This is a genomic window from Arthrobacter sp. C2 (genome assembly GCA_024207135.1).
GTDB lineage: Bacteria > Actinomycetota > Actinomycetes > Actinomycetales > Micrococcaceae > Paeniglutamicibacter.
The window spans coordinates 2,736,177-2,754,204 of record CP042428.1 but is presented as its reverse complement, the minus strand read 5'-3'; the positions used below and the strand labels follow the sequence as shown (position 1 = coordinate 2,754,204).

General features: G+C 65.3%; 14 protein-coding genes. 7 read left to right on the top strand and 7 right to left on the bottom strand.

Annotation, left to right across the window (positions count from 1 at the left end; all coding sequences use genetic code 11):
* The first annotated feature begins 449 nt into the window (after positions 1–449).
* Positions 450–911 carry a DUF6069 family protein gene (locus tag FPY90_RS12815; RefSeq protein ID WP_071214464.1) on the top strand — a complete coding sequence of 154 codons (462 nt, stop codon included), beginning with the start codon at positions 450–452 and terminating at the stop codon, positions 909–911.
* A 100-nt stretch (positions 912–1,011) separates the two neighbouring features.
* A complete protein-coding gene (locus FPY90_RS12810; RefSeq protein ID WP_498681420.1) occupies positions 1,012–2,454 on the top strand; it encodes an MFS transporter in 1,443 nt (480 codons plus the stop codon).
* 87 nt (positions 2,455–2,541) lie between these two features.
* On the opposite strand, the gene FPY90_RS12805 is transcribed toward FPY90_RS12810, so the two are convergent.
* A complete protein-coding gene (locus tag FPY90_RS12805) occupies positions 2,542–4,446 on the bottom strand; it encodes a BCCT family transporter (protein WP_498681418.1) in 1,905 nt (634 codons plus the stop codon).
* Between the two features lie 714 nt (positions 4,447–5,160).
* Between FPY90_RS12805 and FPY90_RS12800 the strand changes: the two genes are divergently transcribed.
* Positions 5,161–6,234, top strand: a complete 1,074-nt coding sequence (locus FPY90_RS12800; protein ID WP_498681417.1) for an alkene reductase — start codon at positions 5,161–5,163, stop codon at positions 6,232–6,234.
* A 108-nt stretch (positions 6,235–6,342) separates the two neighbouring features.
* Here FPY90_RS12800 and FPY90_RS12795 read toward each other — a convergent pair whose 3' ends face one another.
* The 5 genes from FPY90_RS12795 to FPY90_RS12775 form a co-directional block, all read right to left on the bottom strand.
* Entirely contained in the window at positions 6,343–7,041 is a 699-nt protein-coding gene (locus FPY90_RS12795; RefSeq protein WP_498681416.1) for an SDR family NAD(P)-dependent oxidoreductase, read from the bottom strand.
* Positions 7,038–7,886 carry an alpha/beta fold hydrolase gene (locus FPY90_RS12790; protein WP_498681415.1) on the bottom strand — a complete coding sequence of 283 codons (849 nt, stop codon included), beginning with the start codon at positions 7,884–7,886 and terminating at the stop codon, positions 7,038–7,040. The genes FPY90_RS12795 and FPY90_RS12790 overlap by 4 nt, the downstream gene beginning before the upstream one ends.
* A gap of 67 nt (positions 7,887–7,953) precedes the next feature.
* Entirely contained in the window at positions 7,954–9,867 is a 1,914-nt protein-coding gene (locus tag FPY90_RS12785; protein WP_498681413.1) for a flavin-containing monooxygenase, read from the bottom strand.
* A 47-nt stretch (positions 9,868–9,914) separates the two neighbouring features.
* Positions 9,915–10,727, bottom strand: a complete 813-nt coding sequence (locus FPY90_RS12780; protein WP_071214458.1) for an alpha/beta fold hydrolase — start codon at positions 10,725–10,727, stop codon at positions 9,915–9,917.
* Complete coding sequence (locus FPY90_RS12775) at positions 10,720–11,559, bottom strand: ABC transporter ATP-binding protein (RefSeq protein ID WP_498681412.1); 840 nt, start codon at positions 11,557–11,559, stop codon at positions 10,720–10,722. The genes FPY90_RS12780 and FPY90_RS12775 overlap by 8 nt, the downstream gene beginning before the upstream one ends.
* A 398-nt stretch (positions 11,560–11,957) precedes the next feature.
* Between FPY90_RS12775 and FPY90_RS12770 the strand changes: the two genes are divergently transcribed.
* From FPY90_RS12770 to FPY90_RS12755, 4 genes are all read left to right on the top strand, one after another.
* Entirely contained in the window at positions 11,958–12,776 is an 819-nt protein-coding gene (locus FPY90_RS12770) for an SDR family NAD(P)-dependent oxidoreductase (RefSeq protein ID WP_498681411.1), read from the top strand.
* A gap of 57 nt (positions 12,777–12,833) precedes the next feature.
* Complete coding sequence (locus tag FPY90_RS12765; RefSeq protein ID WP_071214457.1) at positions 12,834–13,676, top strand: ABC transporter permease; 843 nt, start codon at positions 12,834–12,836, stop codon at positions 13,674–13,676.
* 98 nt (positions 13,677–13,774) lie between these two features.
* Positions 13,775–14,584, top strand: a complete 810-nt coding sequence (locus tag FPY90_RS12760) for an SDR family NAD(P)-dependent oxidoreductase (RefSeq protein WP_175475432.1) — start codon at positions 13,775–13,777, stop codon at positions 14,582–14,584.
* A gap of 134 nt (positions 14,585–14,718) precedes the next feature.
* A complete protein-coding gene (locus FPY90_RS12755) occupies positions 14,719–15,621 on the top strand; it encodes a LysR family transcriptional regulator (protein WP_071214455.1) in 903 nt (300 codons plus the stop codon).
* Between the two features lie 356 nt (positions 15,622–15,977).
* Here the strand turns inward: FPY90_RS12755 and FPY90_RS12750 are convergent, their stop codons facing one another.
* On the bottom strand, positions 15,978–17,246 hold the full coding sequence (locus FPY90_RS12750) for an MFS transporter (RefSeq protein ID WP_498681409.1): 1,269 nt from the start codon (positions 17,244–17,246) through the stop codon (positions 15,978–15,980).
* Positions 17,247–18,028: the final 782 nt, after the last annotated feature.

The window sequence follows — 18,028 nt, the reverse complement described above, 5'->3', positions numbered from 1 at the left end:
TCGGCGAACCTCGATCAAACAAGTAACGCATTTTGCGTATGCAATACGGATAGATCTCCTGCTGCCAGGTTGCCGTAGGCATTTCACCCAACCGACGTGATCGGCGTGGTACGCACTGGAAGCTTCCTTCGACGGGGAATTCCTGGCCGCAATGGCGAAGACGTTCTCATCATCATTGAGGAATGCGGGCAAGGCCAGCTGCGCCGCAGTCAACGTGTTCATCCAGACCCTGCGGAACCGGCGGAGTGGTTTCAGGGACTCTTTAAACCACTGGATACCTGGGCCCATGTCTGCTGCGAGAAATCGGTCAACCCACCTGCGGCAACCCGAAGGATCCCAAAACCGGCAGTGGAATTTCCCTTCAGGGCTTTCCGAATCCAACGTGCGCAAACGGGCGTACAGTGAAAATACAAGGGCATACAGACTTAACGTCGAGGAGATGGTCAGCCATGACTGCTCAGGTGCAGCCGTACAAAAAGTTCAAGATGCCGTTCAACTATGTTCAGGTTGTCATTGCGACTTTTGGGGCCGTGATCACGAGCATTTTTGTCTATTTCGTCAGCGAGGCAGCTGGGGCTTCCATGTATTTCAACGGCGGCCTATTCACGCATCTGACTTTTGGTGAGATCGTTGGCTACATTGTCTTGCCGTTCGCCGTTCTTGGGTTCCTCACCTTCCTGATTGGCAGGTCGAAGCCGGGGTTCTGCAAGATCGCGCAGTGGATCGGCGTGGCTGTCGCCGTACTTTCGATCGCCAACGCGATCCTGTACGCAGCAGACCTGCCCAGCGGTATAGGGCTTGCAGTCATGCATCTGGTCGTCGGTGCATCCTGGTACCTCGCGGTGAACAACTCGAACAAGAAATACAACGAGGAAGCCGCCGCAAGCCGGAACGCATTGGTTAGCACATAGTCTTCCTCATGGCGCATGAATGGCGCTGCTTCCTCGGGTGGAACAAAATCTCCGGTTCGCCCGTCTATCGAAGGGCGATGCCAAGTTTTAGGCTTGGAACATGTCGCAGGAAGAGCCGTCCTCCGCGGACATCGAAACGACCGACAGGCAACAAACCGCCGCCACAGAGGCGCCTCCGAAATCGGGGCACCGCACGTTCATGCATGTGCTGGTCAATACTGCTTTGGCCAACGTGGTCACCAGTTTCCTTTGGTTCGCGCTGACCTTCTGGGTGTACCTGGAGACGCGCTCGGTCCTGGCCACAGGGCTCATTGGCGGGACCTACATGCTGCTGGTCGCGTTCTTCGGCCTGTTCTTCGGGGTGCTGGTGGACAGGTACCGCAAGCATGCGGTGATGGTCGGCTCCACGCTGTTCACCGTGGCGTGCTTCGCGCTGGCCGGAACGATGTTCCTGCTGGTTCCCGAGGCCGAGCTGCTGAGCCTGTCCGGGATCTGGTTCTGGCTCTTTGCCCTGGTGGTGCTCATCGGTGCGGTGGTCGAACAGCTGCGCAACATTGCCCTGTCCACCACCGTGACCCTGCTGGTGCCGGCCGAGCGCCGGGCCAACGCCAACGGACTGGTGGGCACTGTGCAGGGGCTGGCCTTCATGATCACCAGTGTCTTCAGCGGCCTGGCGATCGGGTTCCTGGGCATGGGCGGAACGATCGTCATCTCGCTGGTGGCCTGCGGCGCGGTGCTCGGGCACCTGCTTTTCCTGCGGATCCCGGAGCCCAAGATCGTGCGCGCGCAGGACCGCGAAAGCTTCGCCGAGCTGCGGGCCGGGATCGCGGCGGTGCGTGCCACGCAGGGCCTGTTCGCGTTGATCCTGTTCACCACCTTCAACAACCTCACCGGTGGGGTGTTCATGGCGCTGATGGATCCCTACGGCCTGACGATCTTTCCGGTTGAGATCTGGGGCGTGGTGCTCGGGGTGACCGCAACCGGATTCCTGATCGGCGGCGGGCTGGTGGCCAAGTTCGGCCTGGGCAAGAACCCGATCCGCACCATGTTGGTCCTGGTTGCCTTCAGCGGCGTGCTCGGCGCGACCTTCACGATCCGCGAGTGGTGGTGGCTCTATGCCCTGGGCATCTGGATCTACATGATGCTCATCCCCGCGGTCGAGGCGGCCGAGCAGACGGTGATCCAGAAGGTGGTGCCCTACAAGGTCCAGGGCCGGGTCTTCGGCTTCGCGATGACCTTCGAGGCCGCTGCCGCGCCGATCACCGCGTTCCTGATCGCGCCTTTGGCCGAGTTCTGGATCATCCCGTACATGAACTCCGATCCCGGGAAGCAGAGATGGGGCTGGCTGCTGGGGGAGGGGGACGCCCGCGGCATCGCGTTGGTGTTCCTGGTCTCCGGGATCGCCTCGATCTTCCTGGGGCTCGCCGCCCTGGCCACGCGGTCCTACCGGAGGCTCTCGGTCGCGTACGCCACGGCACCGGAGAGCGCACCCGTCGACCCAGGTGACGACCGCGGGGAAAGCCCTGCCGCCGCGGAGTCCTGAGGACTGGGCCGGAATGCCCCCGCGTGGAGTCAACCGCGGGAGCGGCCCCGGCGTGGCATCGTGCCAGCCGCCGGGGGGTCCCGTAAGCTACACCCGCTCGGGGGCCTCCGTCTTCAACGGAATCTCCTCGGACTCCGACGGAATTTCCTCGGGCTCCGGCATGGCGTTGTCCGTGTACCAGTCCGTGAGGGCCGGGTCATCGCTCTCGAAGTCCGCGCCGGCACCCTCTTCCTCGGCCACCTGGGCGGTGCCGAACACGAAGTCGTCACCGTGTTCGCCGATGCCCATGCGGACGCCGCGCCGGATGGCCTCATGCGCGTACCTGCGTCGGATCATCAACGGATCGTTGCGCAGGTCCCGGGCCCAGGAGACCATGACGCCGATCAGGATGATGGTGAACGGCAAGGCACAGGTCACCATGATCGACTGCAGCCCCGACAGGGCGTTGCGGCCGCCGGCCAGCAACAGGAACATGGCGATCAGCCCGAGGGCCGCGGCCCAGGTGATGGTCACCGACTTGGAAGGCACGGGCCGGCCCGACTGGGACATCGAGCCCATGACGTTGCTGGCCGAATCGGCGGCGGTGACAAAGAAGACCAGGATGGCCAGCAGGCAAATGATCCACGTGACGTTGCTGAAGGGAAGGTTTCCCAGCAAGTCGAACATGACGTTCTCGCCGGCTCCCTCCACGGCCATGTCCTGCCCGTTCATGTTCATCCAGATCGCGTTGCCGCCGAAGACCGTGAACCAGCCGATGGAGATCGCCGAGGGGACAAAGACCACGACCGTGACGAATTCGCGCAGGGTGCGGCCCTTGGAGATCTTGGCGATGAACATCCCGACAAATGGGGACCAGGAGATCCACCAGGCCCAGTACAGGGTCGTCCAGCTGGTCAGGTATTCCTGCTCGGAGGAGCCCTGGCTGGCGAAGACGGTGAGCATCTCCGGCAGGTTGCCGACGAAGGCGATGAGCGAGGCCGGCAGCAGGTCGAGCAGGAAGAACGTCGGCCCGGCCAGCAGGGCGAAGACGGCGAGCAGGATGACCAGGGCCATGTTGGCGTTGGACAGCAGCCGGATGCCGGTCTTGATGCCGGCCACGGCCGAGATGGTGAAGATGATGGTCAGCACGCTGATGGCCACCACGACGAATCCGTTGCCCAGTTCCTGGCCGGTGACGATCGAGGTTCCGGTGCGGATCTGGAGCGCTCCGATGCCCAGCGAGGTCGCGGTGCCGAACAGCGTGACCAGGACGGCGAAGATGTCGATGATCTTGCCCAGGATCCGGTTGTTGCCGTCGGGGAAGACCGGCTCGAACAAAGAGGAGATCAGCGGCAGCCGGCCGCGCCGGTAGGAGGCGTAGGCCAGGGCCCCGCCGACCAGTGCGTAGATGCACCAGGCGAAGGTGGCCTGGTGCAGGAAGGCATCTGTCATGGCCGGCAGGACCGCGTCGGTGGTTCCGGCCGCGGCATCCGTCGATGGAGGCGGGGACAGGAAGTGGCTCAGCGGCTCGAGCGGTCCGTAGAAGACCAGCCCGATGCCCAGTCCCGCGGCGAACAGCATGGAGATCCACGACAGGGTGGAGTACTCCGGGCTGCTGTCGTCGGCGCCGAGGCGGATCTTGCCGGTGGGGCCGAAGCCGACCACCAGCATGAACGCCACGATGGCGACCACGGTGGCGTTGAACAGCCAGCCGAAGTGCGTGACCACCCAGCCCTGCATGGTCGTGCCGACCTCGTTGAGGTTGCCCGGGGCGAGGATGGCCCAACCGAGCACTGCGAGCGTGAGGGCCAGGGCGACGACAAACACGCTGCGCCGGGTCGGGAACTTCGCACCGGTGTCCTCGACGCTGATGCCCGGAACCAGTCCGGGGTGGATGCCGAACGCCGGCTCCTTGGCTGCATGGCGCAGGGCGTTTCGCACGCGGCCGGCGGGCCGGACGGGGGTCGGCCCGTGCTCCCGGGTTCCGGCAGGCGCTGGCCCGGGGGTGCTCAAGGTGGCTTGTTTTGGATGTGAATCGGGGGAATCCATAGCATTCGACACTAGCGCAGCGGGCCAATCGCCCCTCGGGCTCCGCGCGGTTTCCGGGCCGCCGGAGGACCGCTGTGGGACGTGTTTTGCGTCGCAATCGCCAAGGTATTCATGAGCCGTATGTCGGGGTGCGGGCCGACGCCCGGCCCGGAGTCTTGGCCTTGGCGTCCCGGCTCCAGGAACCGGGTGCAATGTACACGGGCGGGAGGCTCGGGGGGTGTGGGAAGTCCGGGACTTTCGGGCGGCACGGCCCAGGGACCCCGAGACAGAGGCAGCAACCGCGGAAATCGCTTGGCTGCGCGGCTGAGCGGACGTTGTCGGCAATCGACGCCGGAGCCTACGGACGTGCCCGGCCACCGGCCCCGGGGCCGGCCCTCACCGCCCCGAATCCGTGCATCGAGGGGCCGGGGGAGCGAAGGCCGGCGGTGGCGTCGCGGATGCCAAGCCCCCCGGACTGGCCGTCGGCGACGCGGGGTTTCGAAGGAGCGCCGCCGGGAGTTCGGGCCGAAAAAAGTGCCGGCGGTGCATGGTCGGGAGTGTCGTGCCGGGAAAGCGACGCCATCGCGAACGGAATGCGGGGGCTGTGTTCCGCCTCACCGCCGGGGCCCGGAAGGAATAGCGTTGCCGCGGGGCTGGTTGCACCAGGCAACCACCCCCGACCTCTGGAGCCCCACCCCCATGGACCTGTTTTCCCCGCTCACCCTCGGTGACCTCGAACTGCCCAACCGCCTGGTCATGGCGCCGCTGACCCGCTCGCGCTCCCGCGTGGACGGGGTGCCGAACGACGACGTTGTCGAGTACTACCGCCAGCGTGCCTCGATGGGATTGATCGTCTCCGAGGGCGTTTACCCCAGCTTCACCGGCCAGGGGTTCGTCCGCCAGCCCGGGCTTGTCACGCAGGAGCAGATCGCCGGGTGGAAGCGCGTCACCGACGCGGTGCACGCCGAGGGCGGGCTGATTGTCGCGCAGGTGATGCATGCCGGCCGTGTCACCCACACCGAAACCACCGGGCAAGCCCACGTCGTGGCCCCGAGCGCCATCGCGGTTGACGGCGTCTCCCGGACCTACACCGGCAAGCACGCCTACCCCGTTCCGCACGCCTTGGAGACCGGCGAGCTGCCGGGAATCATCGAGGAGTTCGTGGCCGGATCCCGAAATGCGATCGCCGCGGGGTTCGACGGCGTGGAACTGCACGGGGCCAACGGCTACCTGCTGCACGAGTTCCTGGCACCCAGCGCCAACACCCGCACCGACGCCTATGGCGGGTCCCCGGAAAACCGGGCGCGCTTTGTCATCGAGGTGGTCGCCGCCGTGGCCAACGCCATCGGCGCGGGCCGGACGGGCCTGCGTATTTCCCCCGAGCACAACGTCCAGGGTGCGGTGGAAACCGATCCGGCGGATGTCGCCGCCACCTATGAAGCGCTGATTGACGGGATTGCACCCCTGGGCTTGGCGGCGCTGAGCATCCTGCACGCCGATCCATCCGGGGCACTGGTCCAGGACCTGCGGGAACGGTTTGATGGGCCGGTCCTGTTGAACACCGGGTTCCGGACCGTCACCACGTTCGACGACGCGGCGGCGGTTGCCGCCAACGGCTGGGGAGATGCCGTGGTGGTGGGCCGCCCGGCGATCGCCAACCCCGACCTGGTTCGCCGTTGGCAGGAGGGCCTGCCGTTGAACGAGCCCGATTCCTCGACCTTCTACACGGAGGGCGCCGCCGGCTACACCGACTACCCGTTCTGGCAGAACTGACTCTTATTGATTTGTGGGCCCGGGTGAGCAAGGCGCGTTAACGACGTGAGGGGCCGTCGCATCAATGATGCGACGGCCCCTCACGTTGAGTTGCCCGGTGTTTGGGGATCAGCGGCGGATCGAGCCGCCGTCAACTACCAGTGTCTGGCCGGTGACAAAGCCCGCTCCCTCGGAGAGGAAGAAGCGGGTTGGCCCCACGTAGTCCTCGACCACCGAGGCGCGCTTGATGGCGCGGGTGGCAATATTCGCTTCCTCGCCGCCGGCGAGCTTGGCGGCCAGCGGCGTCATGACCAGGCCCGGTGCGATCACGTTGACCGTGATGTTGCGTTCTCCCATTTCCATGGCGAAGCTGCGGGCAAAGCCGATGATGCCGGCCTTGGACGCGGCGTAGGCGGCGGCGCCGCCCGGGGCCTTGAACACGGTGCCCGAGGAATACAGCAAGATGCGTCCGCCGTCCTGAACCAGGTCCGCGGTTCCCTGGAGGAAGTTCAGCGTGCCATGCAGGTTCAGCATCAGTGCGCGTTCCCAGTCGGCCTTGGGGGTGTCCAGGAACTTGCCGAAGAGGCCGACGCCTGCACAGTGGATCAGCGAGTGGATGGACCCGCGTCCTTGTTCCTTCAACGCTGCACGGACATTCTCCGCGGCATCCCCCGCGACATCGCCTGCCACGTAGTTGACCCCGTCCAGCGGGTTCTTGGGTAGGGAACGGGACACCGAGGTGACGTCCCAGTCCTTGCGCAGGTCGTTGACCAGGCCCTCGCCGATTCCGGAGGAACCGCCGGAGATCACCAGTGCCGGCGCGCTCATGCGTTGCCGTCCTGGGTGATCTCGGTCAGGAACTCGTTGAGGACGGCCCAGGTCGGCTGCGGCTGGCTGATGTTCGGGCTGTGCCTGGAATCCATGACCACGGCCTTGGCCTGTGGCAGGAACTCCCGCAGCTTGGTGCTCCAGCCGCCTTCGAACAGGGTGTCGTCCTTGCCCTCGATCAGCAGGGCCGGGGTCGTGACACCCGTCAGGTTGCCCGGGTACGGGTCCGCCGGACGCTCGACCTTCATGGCCTCGGGGACAGCGGTGTGCGGGGCCTTCATCGAGGCGAAGTGCCCCGGCGCGATGGCCCAGCGCATGCGGGCCTCAAGCTGGGCATCTTTGTTCTCGAACGGTTCGCACAGGTAGCCGACGATTTCCTCGAGGCGCTCGGGCGTGCCGTCGAAGTCGCCGATCTTGGCCAGGTCGGCTCCGCGCCAGGCGCCGCCGGTGCCGGCGATGGTGGTCACCGAGGCGATGCGCTCGCGCAATGCCGGGTTGGTCAGGGCACGCAGCGTCAGCGAACCGCCGAAGGAGTTGCCGACCAGGTGCACCGGTTCGGTGATTCCCAGGTGGTCCAGCAGCGAGAACAGGTGGGTCAGGCGGAACGCGAAGGGCGAGACGTCCAACCGGATCGACTTGGCCGAGCCGCCGTAGCCCAGCAGGTCCGGTGCGATGACGCGGAACTTCTCGGCGGCCAGCGGCAGGATGCCGCCCCAGGTCACGTCCGAGGCGCCGCCCCAGGCGCCGTCGTGCAGGAAGACGACGACGGGGGCGCCATCGGTCGGGCCGCCGGAGAGGTAGCGGGTTTCAAGGTTGGCGACGACAACCGTCGTCTCGGTGATCATTGATGTCTCGGTGAGCAATTCAGCCTCCGGTGTTGTTGAACGGATGTTGGATGTTTACGGCGGCGGATCAGCCCAGCTGGTATTCCTCGGGGCGCACGTGGGTGGTGCGCTCGAAGTAGTTCCGTGCCGGCAGCGGCCACATGATGGTCGAGCGGCCCTCGGCGTTCATGTACCAGGAGTGGGTCTTGGACCAGCCCCAGGTGCGCTTGGCGCTCTCGGCCACGATTTCCTTGTCGTACGCGGCAAACACCTCGTCGCGCAGGTTCATCGACTTGTAGCCGCCCGATGCCAGGGTCTTGATCGCGTCCAGGACGTAGTTGGCCTGGCATTCGAGGAAGAAGACCAGGTTGCCGTGGATGACGGTGTTGGTGTTCGGCCCGTACATGCAGAAGAAGTTCGGGAAGCCCGGCAGCGTGGAGCCCAGGTAGGCGCTGGCGTCGATGCCCCAGGTCTCGTGCAGGTCCTTGCCGCCGATGCCCGCCACCGACATCGGAAGCAGGAAGTCGGCGGCCTTGAAGCCGGTGCCCAGCAGGATGATGTCTGCCTCGATGTGCTCGTCGCCCAGCCATACGCCGGTCTCGTCGACGCGGCTCACGCCCCGGGACACCAGCCGGACGTTCTCGCGCTTGAGCGTCCTGACCCAGGTGCCGTCGTCGCAAATGATGCGCTTGGCGGCCGGCGGGTAGTTCGGGATGATCTGGGCGAGCAGCTCCTTGTCATCCCCGGCCTGCTCGGTGAGGTACGCGGTGAGGTCGACGCGCAATGCCTCGTTGGCGGCGGAGACGGAGACCTCGGTCGGCCCGAAGTCCTCATCGACGGTGGCTGCGGCCAGGTTGCCCACCACGCGGGGCAGGAAGATCGAGAAGCGGTAGTAGGCGCGGTACTGGTTCAGGTTGTTCAGCAGCCAGCGCTCGCCGCTCTCGATCTCCTGGCGGAGCACCGGGGTGGAGCGCAGCCACGGGGCGCTGCGCTGGAAGATGGTGACCTGTTCGGCGACCTTGGCGACGGCCGGGGCGAACTGCAGGGCGCTGGCGCCGGTGCCGACGACGACGACCTTCTTGCCGGCGAAGTCCAGCTCGTGGTCCCACCGGGCGGAGTGCACGACGGGGCCCTTGAAGGTGTCAAGGCCTTCCAGGTTCGGGACCGAGGGGCGGTTGAGCTGGCCCACGGCGCTGATGACGATGCTGGACTCGAAGCTTTCCCCGACGCCCTGCGCGGTCTTGGTCTCCAACGTCCAGGTGCTGGTCTCCTCGTTCCAGCGGGTCGCGGTGACCTCGGTGCCGTAGACCATGTGCTCAAGCAGGCCGTTGTCCTTCGCGAACTGGTGCAGGTAGCCGTGGATCTTGTCCTGGCGCCCGAAGTGCGTCTCCCAGTCGTGCTGGGTGAAGGAATAGGTGTAGATGTGGCTGCGCACGTCGGTGCGGCAATCGGGGTAGGTGTTTTCCCACCAGGTGCCGCCGACGTCGTGGCTCTTTTCGATGATCTTGAACGGGACGCCCGCCTGTTTCAGGCGCAGGCCGGCGAGCAGCCCGGAGAAGCCGGCGCCGATGACCACGGCGTTCAATGCGGTGTCCGGGGCGATCTGCTCGAGCGTCCACCCGGGCCGGCGCGGATCGGTGTTGTTGGGGACGAAGGAGACCTCGGACATCGCCAGCGCGTCCTCCACCGGGGCACCCATCAGCCAAGTGCTCATGGCCAGGCGGAGGTCCTCGCCGGGCTCCTGGTCCCAGGTGCCCTGGGTCGCCAAGTACGGTGCCAGCAGCTCGAAGCAGCACTTGCGGGCCGTAGCCTCGGTCTCGGCATCCAGGCCGCTGTTCGGCAAGGCGCGCAGGTTCGGGCGCCAGTCGTCGCGCAGCACGCTGGTGTCGCCGGTGACGTGGGCGGTCAGCATGATCAGCGCCGGAACCTGGGCGGACTCCAGGTGGGCGGCAAGTTCTTCTTCGCTGACGTGCGCCGTGGCGCGATCCAGTGTCTTATTCATTTCTTCTCCGTAAGGCAGTTTAAGTGTACGGCGGACCCGAAAGGCCGTTATTTGGTCCAGCAGTCCAAGCTGTCAAGGAAGGGGCGCACGGTTCGGGCGACCTCTTCCGGATTCTCGAAGGCCACCAGGTGCCCGCCCGCGGCAAAGCGCAACTCGGCACCGGGGATCGAGGCGGCCAGCTGCTCGATGGCAGCACGCGGGGTGCTTCGGTCATCGTCTCCACCGACCACGAGGGTTGGGGGTGGCGAATCCAGCTGGAAGTCGCCGACCTTCGTCATGGCCTCGAAGTACCCGGCGATTTCCTCGCCGCCTGCCCCGAGGAACTGGGCACGGGCCTGGGCCACCAGGGGGTTGGAGGCGTCGGTGGAATTCTCGCCGAACCAGCGGTGCATGGTCGCCTCTGCGGCGTCCTGCAGTCCGTTCGGGGCCCGGACCTCCGCCGCACGCGCCAGGGTCCCGGTGGTTGCCGCGTCGTCGTAGGCACCGCGGGTGGCCATCAGGATCTGCGCGTCCACGCGGTCGGGGAAGCTGCCGGTGAGCGCCTGGGCAACCATGCCGCCAAGCGAAATGCCCAGGATGACCGAGCTGCGCACGTTCTCGGCGTCCCACATGGCGGCAATGTCCCGGGCCACGAGGGCCAGGGTGGGTGCCGAGTCCCCGCGGGCGCTGTGGCCGTGCCCGCGGAAGTCGGGCGCCAGCAGGCGATACTCCTCGCCGAGGGCCTCGGCCAGGGGTGCGTACCAGGATCCGTCCAAGGCAAGGGAGTGCAGGACGGTCACCAGGCGCGGTCCGTGCCCGTACTGGCGATAGGCGACGGTGGTGCCGTCGGCGGCGGGAACCTTCTGCAAGGTGTCAGCCATTCTGGTTTTCCTCCCGGATGCGCTGTTCGGCGAGTTCGACCTCGGAACGAAGCCGATCGGACATGTCATGGAAATAGGACTTGAACAAGTCCGATTCCCGGCGCATTTCCTGGCGGCGCGGGCGTTCGAGCTCGATCTTCATGTCGACCACCATGCGGCCCGGACGGCTGGCCATCAGGATAACGCGGTCGGACAGCAGGATGGCCTCTTCGAGGTCGTGGGTCACGAAGATGACGGTGGGACGCTCGGCTTCCCAGAGGCGCGTGAACTCCTCCTGCTGGATGGCGCGGGTCTGTGCGTCAAGGGCCGCAAAAGGTTCGTCCATCAACAGGACCTTGGGGTTCTGCACCAGTGTCCGGGCAATTGCCACGCGCTGGCGCATGCCCTGGGACAGGTGTAGGACGTCGGAGTCGGCGAATTCGTGCAGGCGGACCTTGCGCAACCACTCCTCGGCGCGCACGCGGCGCTCTTCCTTGGGAACCCCGCGGGTCTCCATGCCGAGTTCCACGTTGCTGCGGACCCGGCGCCAGGGCAACAGGGCATCGCGGGCGAAGAGGAAGGCGGCCTCGTTGCTGTCGGGGCGCACCTTGTGGCCGTCGATGAGGACCTGTCCTGCGCGCGGCTTCAGGAGGTTGCCGACCATGCCCAGGGCAGTGGTCTTGCCGCAACCCGACGGGCCGACAATGCTGACGAACTCCGAGGGTTCGATGCGCAGGTTGAAATCGTTCAACACCCGCACCGGCCGGTTGCCGTGGAGGAAGCTGTGGTTCACCTGTTGGAACTCGACAGAGACCCCTCGGGCCGTGGAGGACGGGGCCGCCTTTTCGGTCATGGAAGTCTCGCTGTCGGAAGTTGCGCGGAGGGTTGTATTGGGCATTTTCGCTCCAGTCACTGGTTTGCGGGGCCGACCCGTTTGGCAGTTTGCGTTGGTCAAGGATTGCTGAGCCGGCGCCAGCGATGGTCACGCTGGAACAGCTATGAACACGAGGGAACCGGACGGCTTGTGCTTGTGGTGCACGTCACCAGCTGGTCCATGAATCGTTGAACACCCCGGCGGCAGAGTCAAGGAAAAGACGGGCGATCCGGGGCTATCGCATCGATAGCGATTAGTTCATTGCTACCGGGAACGAATGGATGGAAGCTTTCTCAAACGCACCATTTCCATGTGGGCCCGCCGTGTGCGATCCACCCCAGCACACCGGGCAGGCATCAATTCAGAAGGATTCCAGGATGACGAAAACAGACACCGCCAACAGCAAAAAAGTGGGACAGGCCACGTTCGATTTCACGGGCCAGGTCGTCATCGTGACGGGCGCTTCGGGCGGTATCGGTTCGGCACTTGCCGACAAGTTTGCCGCGGCGGGCGCGGACCTGATCCTGCACGGTCGCAAGGCCGAGACGCTCGAGGCCAAGGCCCAAGAGATCCGCGCACTCGGCCGAAGGGCCGAGGTCGTTACCGGCAACATCAAGGAGCCCGAAACCGCCGCACTGCTGGTGGCCACCGCCGTGGAAAAGTTCGGCCGCATCGACATCCTGATCAACAACGCCGGCGGCAACTTCGCAGCACGCCTCGAAGACCTGTCGACCAACGCCTGGAACGCCGTGATCGGCACCAACCTCACTGGCTCATTCCAGACCGCCGTGGCCTGCCTGCCCGTCTTCACCGAGCAGGGCGGCGGAAACATCATCAACGTCGGTTCCAGCTCGGCCAACCACGCCCACCCGATGCGTGGCGCCTACGCCGCCGCCAAGGCCGGCATCGCCTCGCTGACCAAGACCATGTCGTGGGAATGGGCAGACCGTGGCATCCGCGTCAACTGCGTGGAGCCCGGTGCCACCCTGACTCCCGCTTCCCGCTTCAATTCCCCCGAGGCCGAGAGGACCTTCGGCGAGAACATTGCCCTCGGGCGCGTGGGCCGGCCCGAAGAGGTCGCGGACGCCATCATGTTCCTGTGCTCCGGCGGTGCAAGCTTCATCACCGGAACCATCGTCCAGGCCACCGGCGGACCACACACCTCGTCACCCTCGGACATCAAGCTCATTCGTTGAGCATCGCACCGAATCATTCATCAAGCACCAAACCTTCCTGGAAGGAAAGGGCCCACCATGGAAACCATCGCTCAAGCCGCCACTGAGGCCGGACCCGTCGCCTACACGGACAGCACGATTCTTGCTGAACGCACCCGCACACGCCGCAAGGAAAAAGCAACCGTCTGGGCACTTCGGCTGGGCGCGCTCGCGGCCTTCGTCCTGGCGTGGTCGTTTGTCACCCGCCAAGGGATCATGGATTCGACCCTGGTTTCCACCCCGATCGATGTCGGGACATCCTTCATCAAGCAGTTGTCGGATGCCACGTTCTGGACGGACGTGTCCGCGACGTTCAGCGGTGCCATGGCCGGCCTGGTTTCCGGCGCGGTCCTCGGCATCCTGGCGGGCGTCACCTTTGTGCGGGTCCCTGTCCTGCACGTTGCGGCCAGGCCGTTCCTGACCCTGATGAACAGCCTTCCCCGCCCGGCGCTGGCACCGATTTTCATCCTCTGGTTCGGGCTCGGCTTCGGGCCAAAGGCCCTGGTCGCCTTCAGCGTCGTGTTCTTCGTCCTGATGACCAGCACCATGGGGGCCCTGCAGGCCCTGGACCACGACATCAAGCAGTTGACCCAGTCCCTGGGCATGTCCAAGGCGCAGCGATTCTTCAAGATCGAGCTGCCCTCGGCACTTCCGGCCATCGTCGGTGGTTTGCGGCTCGGTGCTGTCTACTCGGTGCTCGGGGCGGTGGTGTCGGAAATGGTCGGCGCCTACACCGGTCTGGGACAGCGACTGGTGGTGGTGACCAACAACTTCCAGGTCGCCGAGACCTTCGCGATCCTGCTGGCCATGGGCTTGCTGTCGATGGTTCTGGATCTTTCCATTTCGGGCCTACAAAAACTCGTGACCAAATGGACCCGCTAGAACAACACTGACTCGGCAAACCAAGGAATAGACATATGGCGGTCAGGGACGAGAAAACTTGTCCCTGGCCGTTCATGTGCATGCTGGAAGGAAACGCCATGCCCAGGGAACAACTCACCCGCCCACTTCCCGCCACGGAGGTTGACCACGCAAGGCTATTCAGGCTCGACGGCAATAAGTACGTGGTGCTGGGCGCGGGAGGCGGCATCGGGGAACATGTCACCCGGACGATCGTTGGCCTCGGCGGACGGGTCCTGGGCGCGGACATCGATGCGGAGGCCCTCGCCGGTGTTGCCGGCTCGGTGGGGATGCCCTCGGTGGTCGCGGACGCCACCACCGAGAGCGGCATGAAGCTGGTTGCCGAGGCTGCGCGCGCCGAATTCGGGACGATCAACGGATACATCGACGTCATCGGACAGATGCACAGACGGGGAATCGCCGAGTACTCACTGGCCGATTGGGATCTTGATTTCAGGACCAACCTTGGCCATGCCTTCTTCTCTGCCCTTGTCCTTGCACCCTTGGTGGAGCATGGATCGATAGTCCATGTCTCCAGCGTGGTGGCCTCGCGCGGGGGCCTGACGGCGCCGGGCTACGGTCCGGCCAAGGCGGCACTGCAGGTGTGGGTCAAGCAGTTGGCCGCCGAACACGGGTCCCGCGGCGTGCGTGTCAACGCGGTGGCGCCCGGGCTCTTCCTCTCGCCACGTTATGTCGCTGCGGGCCGAAGCACCGCCGATTCACGGGCGCATGCCTCAAGGCCCCTGCTCGGCCGGCTTGGGCAGCCCCATGAGATTGCCGCCGCGATCGTCTTCCTGCTGACACCGGCGGCCGGATACATCACCGGGACCACGATCCCCGTCGAAGGCGGGGCCCTGTCAAGGGATGCAACGGGAATCGATGGACCCTAGCGCCAACACCGGCCCGGCCCCCCAGGTCCAATGCTACGCCGCCATTAACGGGCGTTTCCCCACCGGGCATGTGATCGCGGTAACGTTGGCCACCGGTGGTCTGGAGCCGCAACAAAACATAAGGAGAGCACGCCATGAGATTTGCGCAATTGCGTTACCTGGAGGCTGCTTTGCGGACGGGTTCCTTCCGCCAGGCAGCCAAGGAACTGGGCATTTCCCAGCCCACGATCACCAACCAGGTGCAGCGTCTCGAAGAAGACCTCGGTGTCATCCTGGTGACCCGCGGCGCCAAGGGCGTGCGCCCGACCTATGCGGCCGAGCGGATCCTGCCCCACGTCGTCGCGGCGGTCCAGGCCGAGCGCATGCTGCGTGAGGAAGCCAGCGCCATCGGAGGCCTGAAGCTTGGAACGGTCCGGCTGGGCACGGTGCCCGCCGGATCCCAGACGATTCTTCCCGGGGTGGTCAAGCGACTGCTGACGGAATTCCCCAATGTCCGTTTCGAGGTTGACGAGGGTCCCTCGAAGATGGTGGCTCGGGGTGTCATTGCAGGGAACCTCGATGTTGGCTTGGTGACCCGGCTGCCGGGAATCGAGATGGCACCTGGCGCTGACGCCTTGCTGCACCACATCGACCTGCTTGCCGGCCGCCTGGTCCTGGCGGTGCCCGAGGGGCACCGGCTGGCCGAACAGGACGAGTTCAATCCCGCCGACCTGGAGGGCGAAGCGCTGATCTTTCCGGCGGAATCAAGCATCCTGGGGCAGGCCTGGGAACGGTTGCTCGACGGTGTTGAGGCCAAGGTCGTTTTCACCACGCCCAATGCCGAGGCCTCGCAGTCAATGGTGCGGGCCGGTGTCGGAATTTGCATGGCGAACACGCTGCTGGACTCCACGGTCAGCGGCAACGGCGTCTCCCTGGTGCCCCTGCCCTACGAGTGGGCACATGTCAGCACCTCGGCAATCGTCAGGAAGGACGAGGCCAGGTCCTCGGCGGTGCAAGCGTTCCTGCGCCTCCTGAAGGAAACCGCCAAGACACTCTAGGGGTTGTTTGGTTCCAACGCGCCCCGCCGGCAGTACCTGAGAACGTCTGCCGGCGGGGCGTTTGGCGTGCCGGTGCCCAAGCCCCGCCGGGGTCACCGGCGAGGTGGTGTCCCCGAGGCAGGCACCCCTGGCGGCATCCGCTCTTCACCTTCCGGCATCGGATGGCCCGGGGTTCCTGTTGGTGGCAAACGCGGGCCGGGCCAGGAATCCAACCGGGACCTGGCCTGCGTGGGGCCTGAAACGACTCGGCACATCCGCACGGTGCCACCCAAAGGGCGCTCCGCGAGCCGAATCCCACCGCCGTCCCGGCAACGCTTGGCTCCGGCCATGCGACCACGCCATGTCGTCCTGGGGGATCAGCGGGCGGCGTTCTGGCGGATGGCATGGATCACCGTGTAGTCAAGAAGCCTGGCCCGGGCGCGGGCCGGATTCAGCATCAGGCCGCCGGCCACGGCAAGGACGCAAATGATGATGCCGACGATCAGGAACCCGTTGGCATAGCCCTCCGCAGGTGTTGCCGCACGCTCAACAATGATCCCCAGTGCATAGGGTGCCACCATTCCGGCCACCGAGTAGGCGGCGACGATGCAGCCAAAGAACGCTGCGCGTTGGTGGGCGGGCAAGAAGTCCGAGGCCCCGGCGAAACCGATCGCGAAGGCGATCGAGTTGACGGAAAACGCGGCAACCACGAACACCAATTGAATCGGGCCGGCGGGGAGCTGGGTGAAGGCGATCATGCTCAGTCCCGCGAACACCAGGCAGGCCGTGGTCAGGAACGACCGTGCCACACGTGAGGAGAAGCCCCGCTTGAGCAGCCAGCCGGAAAGTGCGCCCGTGCCGAGGAGCAAGAACATGGCACAGACATAGGGGACCGCCACCAACGTGCCCACGGTTTGCATGGAATAGCCCAGGCCCTCATTCATGAAGGCAGGCAGCCACGTGACCTTGAGCGAGGTGATCAGGTAACCGGCAAAGGTCAGCAGGGCCAAGCCCCAGAAGCTGGGAAGCATCAGCAGCCGGTAGAACGGAACAACGATGTCGCCGTTGGGATCGACGATCGCTTCCCTTTCCTCGGTGGTTTGGGGACGCTTCTTGAACGGCAGGCGGTCCGCGAAAAAGAACCACACGACCGTCCAAACCACGCTGACGCCAACCAGGAAGATAAACGATGCATGCCAGTCCCACCTCATGATGATCCACGTCAGCGTCGGAGCTGCGAGCAACGGGCCGATCGAGGTTCCGGCGGTGACAATGGCACCGGCGGTGGCGCGCTTTTGGGCCGGGAAAAGCCCGTGGACGATTGACTGGCACAAGGCATGAGCCGGTCCCTCAAAGAATCCCAGGGCAATGCGGCTGGCCAGCAGGACACCGAAGGTGGTTTGCGTGGTCAACGGAAGCATCGTCAAAACCCAGGTGAACATCAGGATGCCGACGGCCCAGTTGTATGAAATCCTCCTGAACACCGCGGTCAAAACCACGGCACCCACGGCAAAGAGCCAGAAGAAGGCACTGGACAGCAGGCCATATTGGCTGGCGCCCAAGTCCATGGTTTCGCGGATCGGCTTGCTCGCCAGCCCGATTGCTGCCTTGTCGGCAAAATTGAGCATGGAGAAAATCAGAAGCATGAGGACAATGCCCCAGTTGCGCCGACTCGTGGGCGTGCTTGGCTGCATGACGCTGCCCCGCGGGCTCGTGGAAAGGGACACGCTGGTCTCCTGGCGTATTGGGTGTCGATGGACGGGAGGCCGAGTGTGACATGCCGCACACCGTGATCCTCATTCTACAAGTAGAGCCGGGGCACTGCTGCCGTTCAACGGCGCTTTGGCTATCGCGCTGATCGGGAATCATGCTGGACAACCGGGCCGATCTCCCGGCCCTTGGACGGCCACGGCGCCCAGGCCGTGAGGGAGTCCGCTTGGCAGCCATGGCGGCTCGGCGGTCCGGTTGCGAATTTCCGCATCCCGGATCGTGCCGGGGATCTCCCGTGGGTTCCCGCACCGGGACCGGAAGGCGACCATCGCGGGATCTTGCCTGTCCATCGCGTGGCGAGCCGCCGGATGCCTGAAGGGGGATTGCGGGCCATCGATCTGCCCCGCCCGGCCGGCCGACGGCATGGCATCCCCGGCGGCATCGGAAAACCGCGGCGTTTGCCTTCGGGAGTCCGTGTTTCCGGACGACCCTCGGGGTGGAGCCCACCGTGCCGGAGCCGCGCCGTCGGTCGGTGTCGCCCGATCGAGCCCACCTGCTTTCCTTCCCCGGGCAAGCGCCCCGGACTCCCCACCCGGCCGGGTTTTCCGTGACCGGAGGAGTTTGGAAGTGCGGGTGATAAGGATTTCCGATAGCGCACCGGTATCACCGTGCCAGCGCGGAAATGCTTCACAGATGTGAATTGGCTAACGAGACTGAT

Bases quoted from the DNA above. Each gene is read 5' to 3' on its own strand.
- FPY90_RS12765 (WP_071214457.1), top strand. From the start codon at position 12,834: ATGGAAACCATCGCTCAAGCCGCCACTGAGGCCGGACCCGTCGCCTAC.
- FPY90_RS12800 (WP_498681417.1), top strand. From the start codon at position 5,161: ATGGACCTGTTTTCCCCGCTCACCCTCGGTGACCTCGAACTGCCCAAC.
- FPY90_RS12795 (WP_498681416.1), bottom strand. From the start codon at position 7,041: ATGAGCGCGCCGGCACTGGTGATCTCCGGCGGTTCCTCCGGAATCGGC.
- FPY90_RS12770 (WP_498681411.1), top strand. From the start codon at position 11,958: ATGACGAAAACAGACACCGCCAACAGCAAAAAAGTGGGACAGGCCACG.
- FPY90_RS12760 (WP_175475432.1), top strand. From the start codon at position 13,775: ATGCCCAGGGAACAACTCACCCGCCCACTTCCCGCCACGGAGGTTGAC.
- FPY90_RS12815 (WP_071214464.1), top strand. From the start codon at position 450: ATGACTGCTCAGGTGCAGCCGTACAAAAAGTTCAAGATGCCGTTCAAC.
- FPY90_RS12810 (WP_498681420.1), top strand. From the start codon at position 1,012: ATGTCGCAGGAAGAGCCGTCCTCCGCGGACATCGAAACGACCGACAGG.
- FPY90_RS12790 (WP_498681415.1), bottom strand. From the start codon at position 7,886: ATGATCACCGAGACGACGGTTGTCGTCGCCAACCTTGAAACCCGCTAC.
- FPY90_RS12785 (WP_498681413.1), bottom strand. From the start codon at position 9,867: ATGAATAAGACACTGGATCGCGCCACGGCGCACGTCAGCGAAGAAGAA.
- FPY90_RS12780 (WP_071214458.1), bottom strand. From the start codon at position 10,727: ATGGCTGACACCTTGCAGAAGGTTCCCGCCGCCGACGGCACCACCGTC.
- FPY90_RS12755 (WP_071214455.1), top strand. From the start codon at position 14,719: ATGAGATTTGCGCAATTGCGTTACCTGGAGGCTGCTTTGCGGACGGGT.
- FPY90_RS12750 (WP_498681409.1), bottom strand. From the start codon at position 17,246: ATGCTTCTGATTTTCTCCATGCTCAATTTTGCCGACAAGGCAGCAATC.
- FPY90_RS12775 (WP_498681412.1), bottom strand. From the start codon at position 11,559: ATGACCGAAAAGGCGGCCCCGTCCTCCACGGCCCGAGGGGTCTCTGTC.